General features: G+C 33.9%; 19 protein-coding genes. 9 read left to right on the forward strand and 10 right to left on the reverse strand.

What is annotated here, in order from left to right; all coding sequences use genetic code 11:
• Positions 1–38: 38 nt before the first annotated feature.
• The 4 genes from ACQKCJ_RS17120 to ACQKCJ_RS17135 all read right to left on the reverse strand — a co-directional run bounded on the left by ACQKCJ_RS17120 (position 39) and on the right by ACQKCJ_RS17135 (position 5,292).
• Complete coding sequence (locus ACQKCJ_RS17120) at positions 39–1,349, reverse strand: DUF389 domain-containing protein (RefSeq protein ID WP_271336394.1); 1,311 nt, start codon at positions 1,347–1,349, stop codon at positions 39–41.
• Between the two features lie 202 nt (positions 1,350–1,551).
• Complete coding sequence (locus tag ACQKCJ_RS17125; protein WP_271336395.1) at positions 1,552–2,328, reverse strand: carboxypeptidase-like regulatory domain-containing protein; 777 nt, start codon at positions 2,326–2,328, stop codon at positions 1,552–1,554.
• A 255-nt stretch (positions 2,329–2,583) separates the two neighbouring features.
• Positions 2,584–4,509 (reverse strand): DEAD/DEAH box helicase, encoded by a 1,926-nt coding sequence (locus ACQKCJ_RS17130; RefSeq protein ID WP_427402523.1) that lies wholly within the window; start codon positions 4,507–4,509, stop codon positions 2,584–2,586.
• A 204-nt stretch (positions 4,510–4,713) separates the two neighbouring features.
• Entirely contained in the window at positions 4,714–5,292 is a 579-nt protein-coding gene (locus ACQKCJ_RS17135) for a non-canonical purine NTP diphosphatase (protein ID WP_271336397.1), read from the reverse strand.
• Positions 5,293–5,376: 84 nt separating this feature from the next.
• Here ACQKCJ_RS17135 and ACQKCJ_RS17140 point away from each other — a divergent pair, with 84 nt between their 5' ends.
• Entirely contained in the window at positions 5,377–7,155 is a 1,779-nt protein-coding gene (locus ACQKCJ_RS17140) for an ABC transporter ATP-binding protein (RefSeq protein ID WP_427402524.1), read from the forward strand.
• Positions 7,156–7,304: 149 nt separating this feature from the next.
• On the opposite strand, the gene ACQKCJ_RS17145 is transcribed toward ACQKCJ_RS17140, so the two are convergent.
• Positions 7,305–7,676 carry a DUF2809 domain-containing protein gene (locus ACQKCJ_RS17145; protein WP_427402525.1) on the reverse strand — a complete coding sequence of 124 codons (372 nt, stop codon included), beginning with the start codon at positions 7,674–7,676 and terminating at the stop codon, positions 7,305–7,307.
• 140 nt (positions 7,677–7,816) lie between these two features.
• On the opposite strand from ACQKCJ_RS17145, the gene ACQKCJ_RS17150 reads away from it, so the two are divergent.
• The 3 genes from ACQKCJ_RS17150 to ACQKCJ_RS17160 all read left to right on the forward strand — a co-directional run bounded on the left by ACQKCJ_RS17150 (position 7,817) and on the right by ACQKCJ_RS17160 (position 10,087).
• Positions 7,817–8,998 (forward strand): glycoside hydrolase family 88 protein, encoded by a 1,182-nt coding sequence (locus ACQKCJ_RS17150; protein ID WP_427402526.1) that lies wholly within the window; start codon positions 7,817–7,819, stop codon positions 8,996–8,998.
• Between the two features lie 5 nt (positions 8,999–9,003).
• Positions 9,004–9,408, forward strand: a complete 405-nt coding sequence (locus ACQKCJ_RS17155) for a hypothetical protein (protein ID WP_427402527.1) — start codon at positions 9,004–9,006, stop codon at positions 9,406–9,408.
• 238 nt (positions 9,409–9,646) lie between these two features.
• Entirely contained in the window at positions 9,647–10,087 is a 441-nt protein-coding gene (locus ACQKCJ_RS17160; RefSeq protein ID WP_271336403.1) for a hypothetical protein, read from the forward strand.
• Between the two features lie 63 nt (positions 10,088–10,150).
• Here ACQKCJ_RS17160 and ACQKCJ_RS17165 read toward each other — a convergent pair whose 3' ends face one another.
• Together ACQKCJ_RS17165 and ACQKCJ_RS17170 are read right to left on the reverse strand one after the other, a co-directional pair.
• Entirely contained in the window at positions 10,151–11,659 is a 1,509-nt protein-coding gene (locus ACQKCJ_RS17165) for an FMN-binding glutamate synthase family protein (RefSeq protein ID WP_271336404.1), read from the reverse strand.
• 32 nt (positions 11,660–11,691) lie between these two features.
• Positions 11,692–12,483 carry an NYN domain-containing protein gene (locus ACQKCJ_RS17170; RefSeq protein WP_271336405.1) on the reverse strand — a complete coding sequence of 264 codons (792 nt, stop codon included), beginning with the start codon at positions 12,481–12,483 and terminating at the stop codon, positions 11,692–11,694.
• A gap of 201 nt (positions 12,484–12,684) precedes the next feature.
• Here ACQKCJ_RS17170 and ACQKCJ_RS17175 point away from each other — a divergent pair, with 201 nt between their 5' ends.
• From ACQKCJ_RS17175 to ACQKCJ_RS17195, 5 genes are all read left to right on the forward strand, one after another.
• Positions 12,685–13,134 (forward strand): RrF2 family transcriptional regulator, encoded by a 450-nt coding sequence (locus ACQKCJ_RS17175; RefSeq protein WP_427402542.1) that lies wholly within the window; start codon positions 12,685–12,687, stop codon positions 13,132–13,134.
• 21 nt (positions 13,135–13,155) lie between these two features.
• Positions 13,156–13,674 carry an azurin gene (azu, locus tag ACQKCJ_RS17180; protein ID WP_427402528.1) on the forward strand — a complete coding sequence of 173 codons (519 nt, stop codon included), beginning with the start codon at positions 13,156–13,158 and terminating at the stop codon, positions 13,672–13,674.
• A gap of 87 nt (positions 13,675–13,761) precedes the next feature.
• Positions 13,762–16,014 carry a nitric-oxide reductase large subunit gene (locus ACQKCJ_RS17185; RefSeq protein ID WP_427402529.1) on the forward strand — a complete coding sequence of 751 codons (2,253 nt, stop codon included), beginning with the start codon at positions 13,762–13,764 and terminating at the stop codon, positions 16,012–16,014.
• A 6-nt stretch (positions 16,015–16,020) separates the two neighbouring features.
• Positions 16,021–16,743, forward strand: a complete 723-nt coding sequence (gene ric / locus ACQKCJ_RS17190) for an iron-sulfur cluster repair di-iron protein (RefSeq protein WP_427402530.1) — start codon at positions 16,021–16,023, stop codon at positions 16,741–16,743.
• 918 nt (positions 16,744–17,661) lie between these two features.
• Positions 17,662–18,819: a hypothetical protein gene (locus ACQKCJ_RS17195; RefSeq protein WP_427402531.1), complete on the forward strand. Its 1,158-nt coding sequence runs from the start codon at positions 17,662–17,664 to the stop codon at positions 18,817–18,819.
• Between the two features lie 274 nt (positions 18,820–19,093).
• Here ACQKCJ_RS17195 and ACQKCJ_RS17200 read toward each other — a convergent pair whose 3' ends face one another.
• Genes ACQKCJ_RS17200 through nirK form a run of 3 tightly spaced genes read right to left on the reverse strand, consistent with a single transcriptional unit; the run spans position 19,094 to position 21,886 of the window.
• Positions 19,094–19,696, reverse strand: coding sequence for an SCO family protein (locus tag ACQKCJ_RS17200; protein WP_427402532.1), 603 nt, complete (start codon positions 19,694–19,696; stop codon positions 19,094–19,096).
• A 16-nt stretch (positions 19,697–19,712) separates the two neighbouring features.
• A complete protein-coding gene (locus ACQKCJ_RS17205; protein ID WP_427402543.1) occupies positions 19,713–20,483 on the reverse strand; it encodes a formylglycine-generating enzyme family protein in 771 nt (256 codons plus the stop codon).
• 14 nt (positions 20,484–20,497) lie between these two features.
• Positions 20,498–21,886, reverse strand: a complete 1,389-nt coding sequence (gene nirK, locus ACQKCJ_RS17210) for a copper-containing nitrite reductase (RefSeq protein ID WP_427402544.1) — start codon at positions 21,884–21,886, stop codon at positions 20,498–20,500.
• Positions 21,887–21,964: the final 78 nt, after the last annotated feature.

Here is a 21,964-nt window from a genome sequence, read left to right on the forward strand (position 1 = left end):
TTTTTAAAGTAAATATAGGTTCTATTTTTGAGTTTATATTAATTATTTTGTTGATATACCTCAATAGAATCTTTTTCAAGTCTTGTTTTTAGCCACATTTTCATTTTTTGTTTCATCTCTAAATCAACTTTTTTCTTGCTCTGAAAAAGAATAACGGGAATAATTTTTGATTTATTTGTTTCGCTTTCTACAGTATAATTTCCAATGGTAAGAGAGGTAACGGCAGGAAAAAGTATTTTAGCTTCATTGCTAATCTGGTTGTTATTGAATTGATATTGGGCCAATTGATTCCGTAAATTATTTATTAAAATATCCTTTTGATCGACAACACTTTGGTTATTGTTGATTTGATCCATAATGTCTTTTCTTAAATTAACAGTATCCTGCCTGATAATTAATTTTGTGTTTGGAAGATTGTAGTTTACCAGTTTTTTATTAAGATTGATGATCTCAGTATCACTAAATTTTTTCGCTAAAAAGGCCAATTCAATTCTTTTGGGATCAGTATTGTATCTTATTTTTTTATAAATAATGGGATAATCATTGTCCAGGAATTCTTTCTGGATGAAAATTTCTGTTCTTGAATTATAATTTTTTTGAACATATAACTGGTAAGCAAAATATATACTGGGAACAATTAAAAGTAAAATAAGAATTGTAATACCATATTTCACCCTTTTCTGATGTCTTAAATCCAGTTGTTGTGCAATTGGATAATTCAAATATTTTACAATCACAAAAGTAGCAATACAAATAAACACACAATTGATAGTATAAAGATATAGCGCGCCAAAAAAATAGAGATAATTGCCAAGAGCCAAACCATAACCAGCCGTACAAAGTGGCGGCATCAATGCAGTTGCGATAGCTACGCCGGGAATTGGATTTCCTTTTTCTACACGTGTTACGGCTATTACACCAACTAAGCCTCCAAAAAACGCAATTAAAATATCGTAAATATTTGGAGAAGTTCTGGCTAATAATTCAGATTGTGCTTCCTTAAAAGGGCTAATATAGAAATATAAAGTAGAAGTAGCCAGACTTACTAGTGTTGCGATCAACAGATTTTTTATTGATTTTTTTAAAAGCTCAAAATCATACATTCCTAGTCCAAAACCGGCGCCAACAATTGGTCCCATTAAAGGAGAAATTAGCATTGCACCAATAATTACAGCTGTCGAATTAACATTTAAACCTACGGATGCTATAATAATAGCACAAGCCAAAATCCATATATTTGAGCCTCTGAACGATATAGCGCCTGTTATATTTTCGATAACTGATTTTTTATTCTCTTCGCCTTTGTGAAGATCAATAAAATTTAAAACTTTTTGAGTTATATCCTTCATGAGCTTATAATTGAGTTGAGATTGTAGATTAATTGGATAGGAGTATAGAAGTCTAATTTAATCAAAAAAAGCACTAAAACCTACCTTTGTAAGATAAAGTACTGCAAAAGGTAGGGTAAATTAATTCTATTGCTTTTTTAGAAAACAAAAAAATCCTCAATTTTAGAAATTGAGGATTTGAGTTGTAGTTATAAGATGTAACTTAATTTCGTTTTAGTACTTTATATTGTTCATAGCAACCGTTAATTGCATCCATAATCTGTAAATCATTTGCAGATTGTATAAAGGATTCAGAGTAATTACAACGTTGCAAAATTTCAGGAATTTCGTCTTTACTAACACCTAAAAGTACAGAAACAGTTTCACGGTCATATTTAGATTCCAGAAGATTTCGAACTGTATCATCCTTTCTCATTTCTTTTAATTTCTTGAGTTCCTTTGCATTTTTTCCAAAGAAACCATAAAGTACATCCGCAGGATTAAAAATAGATCCTAATACTTTTCCAAAGGCATTTGGAGAATATTCACCAGCTTCATAACCCTGGGTAAGACCTGAAATACTGTAACGGTAATTTTCTTTTGTTGGAATCAATTTTGAATCGACTTCAAGATATCCGGTTAAACTAAAAGGAGCAATGATCACTTCTTCAAGAGCAATTGCTTTTTCAGTAAGCTGTATTCTGGTCACTTTATTTTTTATCCAGTCATTTGTTACCCTAATTCTTAAAGATTGAAATCCTAAAATCGAAAAGTGAATAGTGTCATTTAATTGTACATCGATCTCAAAATATCCTTTAGCATCAGACTTTGCACCACGAACTTTGTTGGTGTTGATGATATTTACATTAGCAAGCGGTTGTTTAGTATTATCGTTGATAATGTAACCAGATACTCTTTGCGGTACTGTAGATTCAACATCTTGTGCAAAACTAATAGTAGTAGATAGTAGTGTAAAAAAGAAAACTGCGAAATATTTCATATCCTTATTTAAAGCACTAAAAGTACTAAATCAGGATTAAATATTTCGCAGTCTTCGAATATAATTATCAGAAAATTAACAAAGGTCGTAGTGGAGCTTTTAGTATTTAAATAAAATGAGATAAAGAAGATTTAGGTTACATAGTTTTGGATTCTAAATTTTTTTTATCGGGAATAACATTATTAAAGTAAAAAAAAATCCCAAATTCCAGTTGTATTTGGAATTTGGGATTTTGTATTTCAAGATATTAAAATATTAATCTCTTCTTGGTCTTCTTGGTCTTGGTGAATCACCAAAGCTTTCAGAACGTCTTGGAGCTCTGTCTGAACCACCTTCAGTTCTTGGAGCTGAATTTCTAAAGCCACCTTCTCTTGGAGCAGAATTTCTGTCGCTTCTGAAACCACCTTCTCTAGGAGCAGAGTTTCTGTCGCTTCTAAAACCTCCACCACCAGAACCTTCACGTCTTGGTCCGAAACTTCCTCCGGCAGAACCTTCTCTTCTTGGTCCGCCAGAACTTCTTCCACCGCCAGAACGTCCGTTATGGTCACGTCTTCCGCCACCATCATTTTTAGAAATTTCAACATTAATACGACGTCCTTCTAATTGTACGTTGTTTAATACTTCCATTACTTTGTCAGTATGCTCAGGATCAGTGTTAAAGAAAGAGAAACCTTCTTTTACGTCTACTTTGAAAACGTCATCACGACCTAAGTCTAATGTTTCTTTCAGGTAGTCCTTAAGTGTCATCCAGTCAAAATTATCTCTTGAACCAATGTTTACAAAATAACGAACTGCTCCGTTGTTATTGAATTCTCTTGGCTCAGAATCACTTCTTTCGCGTCTTTCAGAACCTGAAGACTGATTAGAAATGTCTCTGTTTTTCTTGTAGTAAGCAATAAAACGGTTAAATTCTACTGATACCATTTTCTTGATCAACTCTTCTTTAGATAAGCCTTCAAGAACATTGTTGATAGCTGGTAAATAGTTGTCAATTTCGTGATCAACCTCAGTATCTTTAATTTTGTTTGCTAAGTGCAATAGTTGAATCTCACAGATTTCGATTCCAGATGGGATAGTTTTTTCTTCAAACTTTTGTTTGATGATTCTTTCGATAGAAGAAATTTTACGCAACTCACTTTTTGTAACAATTACAATAGAAGTTCCTAATTTTCCAGCTCTACCGGTACGTCCGGAACGGTGATTGTAAGTTTCGATTTCGTCAGGTAATTGGTAGTTCACTACGTGAGTAATGTTATCTACGTCAATACCACGTGCAGCAACGTCAGTAGCAACAAGCATCTGAATTTGTCTTCCACGGAAAGACTTCATTACACCATCACGTTGCGCCTGAGATAAATCTCCGTGCAATGCAGCAGCGCTGTATCCATCTTCAATTAATTTTTCGGCAACAGCCTGTGTATCTCTTTTAGTACGACAGAAAACCACAGAGAAAATGTCTGGATTTGCATCGGCTAAACGTTTCAAAGCTTCGTAACGGTCACGTGCATTTACTAAGTAAAATTCGTGAGAAACGGTAGCTGAACCTGAGTTTTTAGCACCTACTGTAATTTCTAAAGGCTCGTGCATGAATTGTTTTGCAATTCTTGCAACCTCTTGTGGCATAGTTGCAGAGAACAACCATGTGCTTTTTTCGTCTGGAGAAGTTGAAAGAATGTTTACGATATCTTCGTAGAATCCCATGTTCAACATTTCGTCAGCCTCATCAAGAACACAATAGTTGATTTGAGAAATGTTTACCAATCCTCTGTTAATCATATCTTGCATTCTACCTGGAGTAGCCACAATAATTTGTGCTCCTCTTTTAATGTCTCTTGCTTGCTCTGTAATGCTAGCTCCACCGTAAACTGCTACCACATTAATACCTTTTTCGTATTTAGAGTAGTTTTTAATTTCGTTGGTAATCTGCAAACATAGTTCGCGTGTTGGAGATAAAATTAATGCTTGTGTATTTCTGTTGTTGGCATCAATTTTTTGAATTAGCGGAAAACCAAAAGCTGCCGTTTTCCCTGTCCCTGTCTGAGCCAACGCAACCATATCTGTGTCTTTTTCCAATAATAGGGGAATCGCTTTCTCCTGTACTTCGGTCGGATTTTCAAATCCTAGATCTAAAATCGCCTTCAGTAACGATTCACTCAATCCTAATTGTTCAAATTTGTTCATATGTATTTTTAAAATAGGGTGCAAAATTACTGTTAATTATTCAGATAAACTAATGCTATTTTAAGAATTATGTATTTGTTATGATTTGATTATCAAAAAGTTATGTTTAATGTAAAATCATTTTGTTGAGAAATTGAAGAATTTTCTGCAAAATTACGTCGTGAAATATAAAATTTAGACTTTAAAATGTTGTATTTAAAACAATTATTTGATTGTGTTCAGAAAATCAATTAGTTGATTAGTAGCTTTTGCACGATGGCTGATTTTATTCTTTATCTCTGAAGATATTTCGGCAAATGTTTCGTCGTAATTTTCTGGCTTAAAAATAGGATCATAACCAAAACCCTTATCTCCTTTTTTCTCCAGAACTATATGTCCTTTTGCGATTCCGGTAAATAAATGCTGTTCTCCTTTTATATTTAATGCGATAACGGTCTTAAACTGAGCACTGCGATCTTCCTTATTTGATAAAGAGTTTAGAAGTTTATCCATATTATCATCAGAATCGCGTTGTTCTCCTGCATATCTTGCTGAATATACGCCCGGTTCTCCATTTAAAGCTTTAACCTCTAAACCGGTATCATCTGCAAAACAATCATAACCAAATTTTTCAGTTACATAATTCGCCTTCAAAATTGCATTTCCTTCAATTGTGTCAGCAGTTTCAGGAATGTCTTCGTTACAGCCAATGTCTTCGAGACTTAATAATTGGATAGATCCTTTTAAGATACTTTGGATTTCTTTGATTTTATTAAGGTTGTTTGAGGCGAAAACCAGTTGCATAAGAATTTGTTTTTATCTGTTGTTGAATATATAAACACAAATTTAGAATTCTTATATTTGATATGTGACGAAAAATTAAAATAAATGAAGATTTCTTTACTATATAAAAAAATAACCCCTTTTGTTAAGCCTTACAGGAAAATGGTTATTGCGACTTTATTGCTAACTTTTCTGGGATCGTTTGCCGCTCAGGTCAATGCATTAATATTAAAGTATACAGTAGATTCAATTAGTAATTTAATGGTTGCTCACGAACCATTATCAAAAGGTTTTCATTTATTAGAGATTATTAGTATTGTTTTACTTTCTAAAGAATTGGTTTATTCAGTAGTGCAATTTGGTCAAAAGTTTTACGGCGAAAAATTGCGCATCTTCATAACCCGTGATATTTCGCAGGCAATAGTCGAAAAAATCTTAAGCTATCGAATGGAATTTTATACGTCTGGCGAAAATGAAAGCGGAAAACTTCAAACCAGAATAGATTTAGGAATAAGCAGTTTAACACGATTGGTCCAGAATTTTTTTATTGATATCCTGCCTTTGTTTGCAAATGCTTTTGTTGCATTGGCAATTATGTTCTATGCTAATGTATATGTAGGTTTGGTGAGTTTATGCATTATTCCCATTTATTTTTATATCAGTCAATTACAGGCAACTAAATTAAGTGGGTTTAGGCGAAGAATGCGTAATTATCGCGAGACAAAAAATAACGGAATCATTAGTTTGATTGAATCCATAACTGTGATTAAATCATTTGTGCGCGAGCCAATGGAAGCAGACCGACATAAGGATATTCAGTTTGAAATGACCGAAAATCAGTTAGCAACCAGAAAGACCAGTTTTATTTTTGAAAGTATTAAAGGTTTTGTAGAACAGATAGGAGTAGTAATTATCATTATTCTGACCGCGTATTTTGTTTTGAATAATACGATGACAATTGGAGCAATCATGTTTCATATTATGTTGTTTAATAATGTCTCTGCACCAATCAGGCAATTGCACCGAATTTATGATGAAGTAAATGATGCCTTGATTTATTCTGAAGGATTTTTTGATATTCTAGAATCAGATAATGAAAAAGAAGTAAGTGGCGATTATATTCCTGAAAAAATTGTTGGACTTATCGAGGTTAAAAACGTAGATTTTGTTTATCCAAACGGAACAAAGGCTCTTTTTGGAATTGATTTTACAATAAAACCTAACGAAACCACAGCTTTAGTAGGGTTAAGTGGTGCCGGAAAAAGTACGATCATTAATTTACTGGATAAGTTTTATTTACCTACATCAGGTAAAATCTATTTGGATGGAGTAGATTTAAATGATTATAATACTGATTTTCTAAGAAAAAACATTGGATTGGTATTGCAGAAGAATCATATTTTTAAAGGGACAATAGCCGAAAATATTTTATACGGAAAACCGGATGCTTCACAATCTGAAATTATAGAGGCAGCTCAACAAGCTTATATTCACGAACAAGTAATGCAATTGCCTAAAGGTTATGATTCTGATGCACATTTACTTTCAGGCGGACAACAGCAGCGAATTGCAATTGCAAGATTGTTTTTGAAAAATCCTCCAATTATTTTCCTAGATGAACCTACGGCAAGTCTGGATGCCATAGCGACAGAACAAATTAAAAAGTCTCTAGATGCCATAAAAAAAGACCGAACAGTAATTATCATTTCGCACAGTATTTCTCAAATTATTGATGCAGCAAATATCATAGTGCTGGAACAAGGAAGATGTATCGAAAAAGGAACTCATGACAAATTATATGATAATAAATCAACCTATTATCAAATATTTACCGCAATGGCAAATAGTCTGAATTTGGATAAGATTACTCAAACACTGGATTAGTTTAAAAGTTTATCTGCGTATTTTTGTCATTCCGAGGCACGAGGAATCTCATCAAGTAGCTCGACAATTTAGGGAAAATACTTTGTGTTAGTTTCTTGGTGAGATTCCTCGTGCCTCGGGATAACAATGATAAAAGAGGGGCTAAATCTTTAAAATTTACGTTTCAAAACAATCCTTTCGATCCCAAAAGCCAATAAGATTCCCATAGTATATGCCAGAATATCTGTCCATAGAAAACCTTGACCCAGAGTATATCTTCCTAAAAGAGTATTCTTAAGTTCGTCAATCCAATTTGCATGGTAGAGTTGCGAAAATTCAATTCCGTAGCAAATTAATAAAGAGGTAATCATGATTTGAATGCCTTTTTTATCGATCATTAGTATGCGAATAAAAACATACATCATGACAGCATAAAGAAAATCTCCTGTAGATAATGGGATAAGATCCGTTTTTCGTGACATGATTCCCAGAAAAATAATTACAAGAAGTAAAATAAAATAATAAGGTCTGTGTTTTTTCAAATTTTGATTTTTGGCGGTATCATTTGTACTTTTTTGGGTAAACAAAAATACAAAGATTCGGTTACGTCTGCTTTATTTTATAAATTTATCGATTGCAAAAAAATGTAAAATAACTTTCTGTCTAAAATTAAAATAACCACATGAATACAAGATTTACGACTCTTATTTTTGCTTTATTCCTATTAGGGAATATTAGCTATTCTCAAAAAAAGAATTCATTTAATATAAAAAAGCAATTTGAATATTGTGCAGCACAAGCTTCGAAAACTTTAGCTGTAATCCCGGATGACGGAACATCGCCAAGAACTGTCCCAAATGGAAGCAAAGAATGGAAGTTTGTTGATTATAAAGATTGGACAAGCGGTTTCTGGCCTGGAGAATTATGGTATTTATATGAAGCAACAGGGGATAAAAAATGGGAAAAAGAAGCAGATAAATTCAGTCAGTTTCTAAAGCCTTTATCGGTGAGTAAAGCGAATGATCATGATTTGGGTTTTCAGATTTTTAATAGTTTTGGAAATGGATATCGTTTGACAAAAAATCCTGCCTACAAAGATATTATTCTTAAATCTGCCGATACTTTGGCAACGCTTTTTAATCCAAAAGTAGGAACGATCTTATCCTGGCCGCATCATAAATATGAAGGCCACAATACGATTATCGATAATATGATGAATTTAGAACTGCTTTTTTGGGCTTCTAAAAGCGGAGGGAATAAAAAGCTCTATGACATTGCTGTAAAACATGCCGAAACTACAATGAATAATCATTTTAGACCTGATTACAGTTCGTATCATGTTGTAATTTATGATTATGAAACGGGTAAGAAAATAAAAGGAATGACTGCGCAAGGTTATAGTGATGACAGTATGTGGGCGAGAGGTCAGGCGTGGTCAATTTATGGATTTACAATGGTGTACAGAGAAACAAAAGATTCTAAATTTTTAGATTTTGCACATAAAGTAGCGCGTGTATATTTGGACCGATTAACAACAGAAGACTTGATACCGTATTGGGATTTTAATGCACCCGGGATTCCAAATGAACCTAGAGATGCTTCGGCAGCGGCAATTGTATCTTCGGCGCTTATCGAATTGAGTTCTTATACCAAAGACACAAAACTAAAAAATGAATACCTGACAAAGTCTAAAAAAATGATTGTCTCACTTTCAGACCATGATCAAAGTCACAATGTAAATTCAGCTTTTTTGCTTCATTCAACCGGTCATAAACCTGCCGGAAGCGAAATAGATTGTTCGATAAATTATGCAGATTATTATTATCTTGAAGCTCTTTTAAGATTGCAAAAACTAAAAAACTAAAAGTTATGATCAAAAGAATTATTCAAATTTCATTTACAGTTGCTTTAGTATTGCTGATAGTAAGTTGTAAAAACACGAAACAAAAACTTCAGGAATATGTAAAAACGTATAATAGTACTGCCGTAAATTTTAAAGCAGATGATGTTACTCTTACGACTGCCAGAGGTTATATAAATGACAACAAAATCGAATTGCGATTTGAGACTAGTTTAGAGCTCAATGAATCTAATAAAGTAAAAGCAGACACATCGTTTCCGAAGCTCTTGAAAGAAATGATCAATACAAATCAAATTCCTAAAGAACTTATAGAAGAAGGTGTTCAATTTGATACTTATTTTTTAGCTAATGATAATACTGTTCTTGTAAAAGAAATAATAAACAAAGAATCTGTAGGTGAGTTATTGAAATAACTAAATTTTACTACTGTCAAAAAGCCGCTTTAATTGTTTTTAAAGCGGCTTTTTATGTTGTTTTATTGGTAGATTCCATGAGAAACTTTCCTTGTTCTTTATCCGTTTTTGTTGTTTTATTTTGGATAATCAAGTTGTAGTCAAATAATTACAGTATTTCTTTTTGTGTTTCGAAGTTGCTTTTGTTTAAAAAGATCATTATGTTTGAGTTAAAAAATAACCATAAACCTAAAAAATTATGAAAAAAATTACCCAAATCGCATTTTGTCTTATTATTGCATTGTTATTGGTAAGTTGTAAAAATACCAAGCAACGAATCCAGGAACATGTGAGTACCTACAACACTTCGTCATCAATCAAGGGAAGCGGGATTACAAGTACGAGTGCCAAAGCATTTTTGAATGACAATAAGATTGAAATCAGAATTGAAACCAATCTGGAAGAGAATGAATCAAACAAATTAACCTACAAAGATTCGTTTCCGGACTTGTTGAAAGAAATGATTAAGAACGATCAAATTTCCAGAGCGTTAATCGAAGAAGGAGTAAAATTTGATGTTTATTTCTTAGCTTATAATAATGCTATTCTTGCTCAGCGCGTAGTTGATAAAGAAGAACTGGCAGTTTTAGAAAATACTGATGGCGGTAAAGAAGAGAAAGTAACTGCTGCGAAACTCTAGTTTAAGAAATAAAGTAAATAAAAAAAGCCTCTTTGTAAAATTTCAAAGAGGCTTCTGTTTTTATCATTTCGTTACATTAGTTAAGATGTCCGGGAAATAAGAATCTGACAGATGACCAAATTCATCACCGCGCATAAAAATATTACTATCAACGTCGGCATAGCTTTTTTTGCCTGCCGCTGCTAAAAGTTCATTAGCGGCATGTAATGTGTTTTTATGAAAATGGTAGACACGATCTGATTTATCTGTAACAACCAAACCTTTCATCAGCATTTTATTTTGGGTGGCAACACCAGTAGGGCATTCATTATTATGACAACGCAATGCTTGTATGCAGCCCAATGAGAACATGAAACCACGAGCGCTATTGCACATATCTGCGCCTAAAGCTATTGCATGTAAAATAGAATAACCAGATATGATTTTTCCACTACCGATAACTCGTATTTTATCACGAATATTTAATCCAATTAAAGTTTTGTTTACAAATATCAAAGCAGGTTCAAAAGGCATCCCAACTCCATCAGCAAATTCTAACGGAGCAGCTCCGGTTCCCCCTTCAGCACCATCGATAGTTATAAAATCAGGATAAATATCCTCAGCAATCATTTCGTGGCAAATAGCTTCAAATTCGGCTGTATTTCCAATACATAATTTAAATCCTACAGGTTTTCCGTTTGATAATTGACGTAATTGAGCAATAAAATGTATAAGTCCCTTACTGTCTGAAAAAGCATGATGTCCAGGAGGAGAAAGAATCATAGTATGTGGTTCAACACCTCTTATTTTAGCAATTTGTTCTGTGTTTTTAGCAGCAGGAAGTACACCTCCATGACCTGGTTTAGCACCTTGCGAAAGTTTAATTTCGATCATTTTAACGTTAGGAAGATTCGCTTTTTCTGAGAATTTTTCAGGATTAAAATTTCCTTCATTATCACGACAGCCAAAATATCCTGTACCTATTTGCCAGGTAATATCACCACCTCCGGCCAGATGAAATTCGGTTAAACCACCTTCTCCTGTATTTTGGTAGAAGTTTCCTTTTTTTGCACCAATATTGATGGCACGAACAGCATTTTCGCTTAATGAACCAAAGCTCATAGCGGAAACATTAAATAAAGAAGCTAAATAAGGTTGTTTACAATCTTTTCCGCCAACAAGCACACGAGGTAATTCCTCGTTAACTTTTGCCGGGAAAATAGAATGTTTTATTCCTTCATAGCTATCATGATTTAAGTTTTGCTGTGTTCCAAAAGGCGTACTTGAATCAATATTTTTTGCTCTTTGGTACACCAAAGATCTTTGATTTCGTGAGAAAGGTCGTCCGTCAGTAGATCTTTCGATAAAATATTGCTGAATTTCAGGTGCAATCATTTCAAATAAATACCTGAAATAGCCCAGCACAGGAAAGTTCCTTAAAATAGCATGCTTTTTTTGAAGTGTATTATAAAAGCCAACAACCAATAATACCGGTATAATAATAACGAGTAAAAAACCACGCTCAGTTTTAAGATAGATTGCAAGAACAACTAGAAACAATAAGATTCCATATATAAAGAATTTTTTTCTCATGTTTTTAAAATTTAAAAAGTAATGTTTAATAATTAATTGAATCGCAGGCGCACATATACGTGTTTGATTCCTTTTTTGTCAGATTCTCTTTCATCAATTTCAAGAATATCCGTTAGCGATTTTAGCATAGGTGTAAGCTTGGAAAAACCATAGTTTCTTGGGTCAAATTCAGGTTTTTTCTTTACAATAAGATTTCCAACATCACCAAGAAATGCCCAGCCATCGTCATCTTCAATGTCTTCTATGGTAGCTTCGATAAGCTCAATGGTTTGTTTGTCTATTTTATGTAACGCCTTTTCAGCAGGTTTTTCGATAACCTTTTTAGCATCAGTTGCAGAAGTTGCCGCAGTTGTTTTAGGTTTTTTCTTTTGGATTGCCCCGTCTAAAACTTCAATATAAATAAATCGGTCACAGGCAACAATAAAAGAATTTGGTGTTTTCTTCTCGCCAATACCAATTACTTTCATGCCGGATTCTCTTAGTCTTATAGCTAAACGAGTAAAATCACTATCGCTCGAAACAATACAAAATCCGTCCAGTTTTCCTGAATAAAGCAAATCCATAGCATCGATAATCAAAGCAGAATCTGATGAATTTTTTCCTACCGTATAACTGTATTGCTGGATTGGAGTAATTGCATGTTCTAGTAAAACAGCTTTCCAGCCATTAGAATTAGGTTTAGTCCAGTCAGCATATATACGTTTTGTAGTGGGTGTGCCAAATTTTGTTATTTCTTCCATCATGCCTTTTACATTACTGTACGGTACATTATCGGCATCAATAAGAACGGCTAATTTGAGGTCTTTTGAGTTGCTTAAAGCCATTATTTAGGTGTTAGAAAAATTAGTACTTCCAAAGGTAAAATTAAAATTGGTTTTTATTTGAATTTGATCCTGAATAAGTGTTTTGTCCTTTACTAATTATTTTGGTTATAAATAAGGGATTTACTTATAAAATTAATTAAAGATAAATTTGTCTTTTATAATACGCTTCATTATATTTGTATGGAATTAATTAATCAATATATGTTTTCAAAAGCGTGTGAGTACGGAATTAGGGCTTCTATTTTTATTGCAACAAAATCTTCCAAAGGAATTAGGGTTGGAATAAAGGATGTCGCTAAAGAAATTGATTCGCCGGAGCCATTTACTGCCAAGATTATGCAGATTTTGACTAAAAACGGAATTATTCATTCGGCTAAAGGAGTAGGAGGAGGTTTTGAAGTTTCGAATGAAGCATTAAAAGCAATAAAATTAATTCAGATTGTAGACGCAATTGATGGGGATAAAATTTATAGAGGTTGTGGCATTGGACTTAAAGAGTGCTCAGAAGAACATCCTTGTCCTGTACATTTTGAGTTTAAAAAAATCAGAGGACTTCTTTTAGAAATGCTTACAACAACAACTTTAGAACAGCTTGCTTTAGGAGTAAAATCAGGTGATTTTTTCCTGAAAGGTATAAATACAAACGATTAACAATTAAATAATTATTTTAAAATGAATGCAAAAACCAAAATTTCGGTATTAGTCCTAATGGGATTCTTAACAATAACTTCTTGCGGAAAAAAAGAAACTACTCCAGTTGAAGCAACAGAAGTAAATGAAACTTCGACAGAAGGTGAAGCAGCTCCGGCGGCGGCAGAAAATGTATTAGTTATTGAAGGAAATGACCAAATGCAGTTTAATAAAAATGAGCTAAGAGCTGTTGCAGGAAAACCAATCAAATTAACTTTAAAACATGTAGGTAAAATTCCTAAAGAAGCAATGGGGCATAATTTAGTTATTCTTCAGGAAGGTACTGATGAAGCAGCTTTTGCAGTAAAAGCGATTGCAGCAAAAGACACTGACTATATTCCGGCTTCAGAAAAAGCTTCGATTATTGCTCATACTAAATTACTGGGTGGAGGTGAAGAAGATACTATCGAATTTACAATTGATAAAAAAGGAACTTATAACTTCTTGTGTACTTTTCCCGGTCATGTGGCTATGATGAAAGGTGTTTTAATTGTAGAATAAATACAAGAACTCTTAATCTTATAAAGGTTTGGAGTTTTTTTAAGAACTAATAAAGGATAAAAATGTCCTTTATTAAAGAAAACTAAAATGAAAAGAGAAAAAAAATTATGGATCGCCTTTACTTTGGTAATGACGGTATCATTTGCGGTGCTTGGTTATTATGGTTATGAAATTTACCAGCAGGCGCCGCCAGTTCCTAAACAAATAATTTCAGATAGCGGTAAAGTAATTTTTTCTGAAGATGAAATCAAAGACGGGCAAAACATCTGGCAAAGTATAGGCGGGCAGGAAGTAGGTTCTATTTGGGGACACGGGGCTTATGTCGCACCGGACTGGACTGCCGATTGGTTGCATAGGGAAGCTGTGTTTATCCTGAACAAATATTCGAAAGAGGATTTTGGTAAAGAATTTAATGATTTAGATGAGGAAAAACAAGCAGCATTAAAAATTCGTTTGCAAAAAGACGTAAGAACAAACCGCTATGACGAAAAATCACAAACACTTACTATTTCTGAAAACAGGGTTGAAGCAATTCAATATCTAAGTAAATATTATGAAGGTCTTTTTACCAATGACCCTAAATTTGATAAGTTAAGAAACGACTATGCAATTCCTAAAAACTCAATAAAAGAAGAAGCAAGAATGCATAAAATGAATGCATTTTTCTTTTGGGCTACCTGGGCCACAGTTACCCAACGCCCGGATTCGGATATATCTTATACGCACAACTGGCCATCAGATGATCTAGTAGGCAATAAGGCTACAAAAGAATTGCTTGCCTGGTCAGGTGTTAGTATTATTTTATTGATTTTTAGTATTGGGATTTTAGTATTTTATCACGCAAAATCAGGTGAAGATGAAGAGTTTTTACTTCCGGCAAAAGATCCAATAATTAATCAGGGAATGACGCCATCGATGCATTTGATCAAAAAATATTTTTGGGTTGTGAGTTTACTGATGATTTTACAAATGGCCCTGGGAATAATTACAGCCCATTATGGTGTTGAAGGAAATGGATTATATGGTATTCCTATAGATCAGATTTTGCCATACGCAGTTACAAGAACCTGGCACACACAATTGGCGATTTTCTGGATTGCAACTGCCTGGTTGGCAACAGGATTATATATTGCTCCGGCAGTTTCCGGTAAAGATCCTAAATTTCAGTGTTTTGGAGTAAACTTCTTGTTTATTGCTTTATTGATTATTGTTTTAGGGTCAATGGCAGGTCAATGGTTTGGGGTAATGCAAAAGCTAAATTTGGTGCAAAACTTTTGGTTTGGACATCAGGGTTACGAATATGTTGATCTTGGACGTTTCTGGCAAATATTTCTTTTAGTTGGATTGTTCTTATGGCTGGCATTAATGATCCGACCTTTAATTCCGATTTTAAAGAAAAAAACGGAAGAGAAAAATCTAATCATTTTATTCCTGATTTCCTGTACAGCAATCGCGATGTTTTATGGTGCAGGATTAATGTGGGGAAGACAAACGAATCTGGCTATAGCTGAATATTGGAGATGGTGGGTTGTTCACCTATGGGTAGAAGGATTCTTTGAAGTATTTGCAACAGTTGTTATTGCATTTTTATTCGTTCGATTGGGATTATTAAAAACCAAAACGGCTACTTTAAATGTATTGTTTGCGACTATTATCTTCATGTCGGGGGGTATTCTGGGAACTTTTCATCACTTGTATTTCTCAGGAACTCCAACAGCTATTATGGCATTAGGTGCTTCGTTTAGTGCGCTCGAAGTTGTGCCTCTTACACTAATTGGTTTTGAAGCCTACCAAAATTATAAATTGTCAAAATCAACACAATGGATTATCGATTATAAATGGCCAATTTACTTTATGATAGCGGTAGCGTTTTGGAATTTCCTTGGAGCGGGAGTTTTCGGATTCATAATCAATCCGCCAATTGCATTGTATTATGTACAAGGCTTAAATACAACGCCGCTTCATGCCCACACTGCATTGTTTGGTGTTTACGGAATGTTAGGAATTGGCTTAATGCTTTTTGTTCTAAGAAGTTTGTACCGAAATATTACCTGGAATGAGAAATTGCTTAAAATCACTTTTTGGTCATTAAATATAGGTTTGTTTTTAATGGCCGTATTGAGTTTGCTGCCAATAGGAATTTGGCAGGCGATCGAAAGTATTGATCACGGAATGTGGTATGCGCGTTCGTCAGAGCTAATGCAGCAACCGGCAATGATCATTTTAAAATGGATGCGTGCTATAGGAGATTCTGTTTTTGGGACAGGAATAATAACTACGGCGTGGTTTGTATTTGATTTGACATTAAAAAACAGAAAAAACAATAACAATAATAATTAAGGGATTATGGAAAATTTTCAAAATAAAACAATAGGAACATTTGTGGCTGAGGATTTTAGAACTGCGGCAGTATTCTCGAAATATAAGATCGATTTTTGCTGTAAAGGAAACAGAACGATCGATGAAGTTTGTGAAAAACAAGAAATTGATCCTAAAGTGCTGCTAAAAAAAATTCAGGAAGCTTTATCAGGGGACAATGGTAATACAATTGATTTTAATTCGTTGCCATTAGATTTATTAGCAGATTATATCGAAAAAACACACCACCGTTATGTCGAAGAAAAATCAGTTATTATCATGCAGTTTTTAAATAAACTTTGTAGTGTTCATGGCGCAAATCATCCTGAATTGTTCAAAATAAATGTGTTGTTTACGGAATGTGCAGGTGAGCTGGCGCAGCACATGAAAAAAGAAGAGTTGATGTTGTTTCCTTTCGTAAAAAAAATGGTAAATGGCAAAGAAGCAGGCGAGGCTTTGGCACAGCCACCTTTCGGAACTGTTTCTAATCCAATTGCAATGATGATGCACGAGCATGATGCCGAAGGAGACCGCTTTCGCGAAATTGCCAGTTTAACCAATGATTATAAGGCTCCAAGTGATGGATGTACGACTTACAAAGTAACATTCGCCATGTTGAAGGAATTTGAAGAAAATTTACATACACATATTCATTTAGAGAATAATATTTTGTTTCCTAAAGCAATGGTACTGGAAAAAGAATTCGCTTAAATAAAATAAGAATGTATAATTAATTCAAGTTGCTAGTTTTTAACAATTCAGTAAATGAACTGGTTAATATATGAAAGTATACTCCCTACGGGATATTTTTATTTGGTAGCTGTCTTGTTACCAATATTTAAATCCTAACGGATTATCTATGATCAGTCCTGTTTACAAGATTCCTTTTTCATAATAGATAAATACCGAAAATTATATCTCTTAGAGATTATATATTGGTAACAAATAATTGGAAGAACAAGATTGTCCCTTAGGGAATACAAATGATTAAGTTGCAACTTGAATTAATTAATTAAAAGAGTGCACCGATAGATTAATTTACATCGGTGCTTTTTTATTTCTCATAAACTTCTTGGTTAAAATTGTTTTAGTATCAATTCTAAAACCTGTCGAGATAGAAAAAAATTACCACGGAGAACGCAAAGTTTTTAAATAGGATAAGTTTAGTAAAAACACAAAGTTCACAAAGTGTTGTGTGCTTGAATTGTGTAAACACAACTTAAGTTCTAGTGAACTCTGCGAAAAATCTTCGCGCTCTCTGTGGTAAAAAATAGTGACTTAGTATATTTTTTTATGTTTCCTCACAATATTTAGCGTTGATTGCATTCTAATACATATTCCCAAGGCTTCGGTATAGATGTTTTGAGATCCGGACTAGCTATGTGAGAAAAATGAGTTTCTTTTTGTATTCTTTTTCGAAACATAAAATTTATGTTTGGATGTGTTTAAACTCAAGCTTTACGACCCAAGCGAACAGATGATGTAATTAACCCGAGATATTTTTTTAATAATAATATAGGATTGTTTTGAACTACTTGAATTTAAATAAAAATGAAATTGTTATCTAAAATGAGTTCGCAAAAAAGTTGGATGATATGTTGTTTCCTTAATTTTTTGATTGCTTCAGTTATGGGGTTACTAATGCGTTATGTCTATCTGTTTCCGCTAAACATAAACTATGCTTTTTTGCTTCATGCGCATTCACATGTAGCGATTTTGGGTTGGGCTTATTTGATGATTTATGTTTTAATTGTTCGTTTTTTTATACCAGAAGAAAAAAAAGAAAAACCAGTTTACAATCGGTTATTTTGGCTGACAGAATTTTCGGTTATCGGTATGATGATTAGTTTTCCTATTCAGGGATATGCATTGTTTTCTATCATTTTTTCGACCATGCATATTATATTAAGTTATGTTTTTTGCAGATTGTTATGGAAGGATATTCCTAAGGAAAAAACTCCGGCAGAAATACTTTTAAGGGCTTCTGTTTTATTTGTGGTTTTCTCGACTTTTGGAGTTTGGTGTTTAGGTCCGGCAGTAGGTATGTTGGGAAAGGAAAGTGTTTTTTACCAAATTGCAATTCAATTTTTCTTGCATTTCCAGTTCAATGGCTGGTTTTTATTTGCCGTTTTAGCTTTATTCCTAAAACAATTTGAAGATAAAATCGACACAAAATCCTTTAAAACATTCTTCATTTTATTGATCACAGCCACTTTTTTGACATTTGCTTTTCCTGTAAGTTGGTTTATCAAGAGTAGTTTTTTAAGCGGTATTAACACTTTTGGAGTTATTGTGCAATTGATTGCTTTTGTCTTTTTTTATAAAATGCTAAGGCCACAAATAAGGACGTTTAAAGCTACTTTAGATCCAAGCGCCAAAAGAGTTTACGGTTTGGCCTTCGGTTCTTTGTTTTTGAAAATCAGCATACAATTATTAGTTCTGATACCTAATCTGGCCGAAGTGTCGCATCAGGTACGAAACTTTGTTATTGGATTTATCCATTTAACAACTTTAGGAATAATTACAGGTTTTTTGATTGGAATATTAATTCAGAATAAATTGCTTTCACCTCAATCTTATTTACTTCGGACAGGACTAAAAAGTTTTATTTTTGGCTATATAGGGACAGAATTATTCTTGTTTCTCCAGGGTGGATTTATTTATTTCAGAAACGAGGCACTTTTTGGGTATCGTGAGGGAGTTTTTGTAATGAGCTTTCTTATTGTTATTGGGTTAATCTTGATTGTGGCATCAATATTTAAAAAGATTTTAAAGCTTTGTCTGTAAAGTGACGCGGATTAAACTGATTCGCTAAGGCGAAAACGCGGGTAGAAACGGATTTTCTTTTTATTGTTTTATAATCCGTTTTTATCCGTGTCTTTACTTTTGTAAATCAGTTTAATCCGCGTTCTTTTTTTGCACCACCAATATAGCTATTGGGATAAAAGTATTTTATACTTTGCACCACTTGCGGTTAATTCTCCTGCTTACTATAAAACAAAAAACAAGAGTCGATTAATTGAAATCTTCCCTTGTTCTTTTACGAATTAATTAACCTAATTTAAATTTTGTCGGCTTCCAGATTTATTCTGTCTACCGTTTTATCATTGTTCACCCCCAAACCTTCTTGTTGGTAAATCAATTCTCCATCTGGATTAAAAACACTTATAATATTAGAGTGTGAGAAATCTATAGGAGATATTTTTTTATAATTGACGGCAAGTACTGCTGCAAATTCCCGGGTATTATCTTCAGTCGAGCGCAAGAAAATCCATGGATCATTTTCCATTTTATTAGCAATAGCAAATGCTTTTAATTTTTCAGGAGTATCTGTTTCCGGGTCAATGCTTACCAGAATCAGTTTTACATTTTTCTTGGTTTTTTCATTTAGCCGTGATTCTATATTTCTCATATCGGCGACCAATCGCGGGCAGGCAGCTTTGCAGGTTGTGTAAATCATTACCATGACCAGCACATTTCCTTTCAGGCTTTTCAGTTCAATATTTTTTCCATCTTGATTCGTCCATTGAGACGGCAAATTATAAAGAGATAAATCGCTGATTGGTTTTTCTTTTCCGGCTAATGAACTGTCTTCTTTTTTAGATTCTTTGCAACTTTGCAGAACAAAAAGAAGAATGAAAATTGCTATTATTGTTTTTCTCATTTTAAATCATTTAAAATTATAGTTTAGTTGTGCTGGCACATCTAAAACCCAGATTTCTGGTCGAGTATTGCGCTTTAAGACTGCCTCTAAAAGCATATCGCATAAAAGCGGCATAATCCATCAGGTCAGTTGCATTAACTGATGCGCCTCCGCAAAAAAGGTTTTTATCATCACTTTTGTCCTTTCTTGATTCTCCGAATAAAAAGATGCTGTTAAAATCTGCTGTCCATTCCCAAACCAATCCATGCATATCATAAACACCCCAATAATTTTTGAATGTTTTGCCAATAGGGTTTTCGAATGTTTTAGATTTTTCATACCATGACAAAATGTATTTGTTAAATTCAGCTTTAGTTCTGGCATCAATCCTTTTTTCATCTGCCATCGCCACATATTCCCATTCATCCATTGTAGGTAAACGTTTTCCCTGGCATTCACAATATTTTTTGGCTGCAAACCACGAAACATTCGTTACGGGAGCTTTAGGATTTGAATTTCCAAAATCAAAATCAGTTTTCCAATATAACAGATAACTTTTGTCAGCAAAAATTCCTTTAATTTTAGATTTGCTGTAAGTTGGATTTTTTTTAATAAAGCTCAGAAACGCATTATTTGTAACCGGATAAACATCTATAAAAAAAGGTTTTACAACTACAGGTTTTTTTACTGTAGCCCCGTAAAGAGGGACAAATGAACCCTCTTTTATCGGAACCATTTTCGATTCTTGTGCTCTAATCATTCCCATGTGAGCCAAGAAAAGAATAATAATGAAAATGCTTTTTTGCATCATATTTAATGTTGTTATCTTAGTGTTTTTACCATTTCAGGAGTAATATCTGTTTTGTTATTTCCCCAACTATTATATATATAAGTCATAACATTTGCTATCTCATCATCAGATAAATTCTGGCTTGGCATAATATTATTGTATTTTTTGCCATTTACAGTTACTTCGCCGCTTAAACCATGCAAGATTGTTTTAATTGCTCGTTTAGGATCAGCATTAAGATAATCAGATTTTGCAAGAGGAGGGAATGCGCTGGCAATTCCTTGTCCTTCAGATTGATGGCAGGCAAAACAAGTTGTACCAAAAATCTCTTTTCCAATTTTTATTTTCTCAGCTACAGTTCTCTTAGGAGTTACGGTTTTAGCAGCTTCAGTAGTAGGCATTTTTTGAATAGTTCCTCCCTCGGGTAAATAAATCCCTTCCTGAATAGTTCCTGAATACACTTTTTTATTCTCAGGCCCTTCAACTTTTAAGATTCCCAATGCACCTTTGTTAAAAGCTCTAAAAATAGAGTGGTCAACGATGATAAAATTACCGGGAGTTTCTACTTTAAAATCAACTATAGATGCTCCACCGGCAGGAATTAGCGTAGTCTGTACATTTTTATTAATCAGAGTTCCACCTTCTATATGCACATTGTCAAATATTTCGCCAATAACGTGAAAAGAAGATACCAGGTTTGGTCCTCCATTTCCAACGAATAAACGAACAGTTTCTCCTACCTTTGCCGTAAGTTCACCTCCATTTGTCAGCGAACCCACTCTTCCGTTAAACACAACATAGTCAGGAGTTTCTTTTACTGCTTTATTCATGTCAAAAGGCTGAAGTCCTTTAGCTCCATATTCACCCTGAGTATAAAAATCACCCTGCATAACATAGTATTCCTTATCTACCGGAGGAAGTCCGCCCGCAGGTTCTACCAAAATCAAACCGTACATTCCGTTTGCAATGTGCATTCCAACCGGAGCCGTGGCACAATGGTAAACATACAGTCCCGGATTTATTACCTTGAAACTAAATACTTTTTCATGTCCCGGAGCTACCAATGATGATGTCGCTCCGCCTCCTGGTCCGGTTACGGCATGTAAATCAATATTATGCGGTAATTTATTATCCGGATGGTTTCTTAAATGAAATTCGACTTCATCACCAACACGTGTTCTGATAAAACTTCCCGGAACAGAACCGCCAAATGTCCAGTATGTGTATTTTACGCCGTCAGTCATGGTGCCTTCCTGCTCTTTTATTTCCATATTAACCTTTAGCTTCATTGCAGGTCGGTTTCCAATAGGTTTAGGTACCATTGGCGGAGCTGTAAGTTCAGCCTCCATTTCTCCATCAGTAGCAATAGCTGTATAGTCAGTTGATTCTTCTCCTTTTTTACATGATGTAAACAATAGCATTGTAAAAGCTACACAAAAAACAGCTTTTAATTTCAGGGGCATTTTAAATCTTTTTCTCATAACAAGTTTGGTTAATTT

It is taken from the genome of Flavobacterium sp. NPDC079362 (genome assembly GCF_050267765.1).
In the GTDB taxonomy this organism is placed as follows: domain Bacteria; phylum Bacteroidota; class Bacteroidia; order Flavobacteriales; family Flavobacteriaceae; genus Flavobacterium; species Flavobacterium azizsancarii.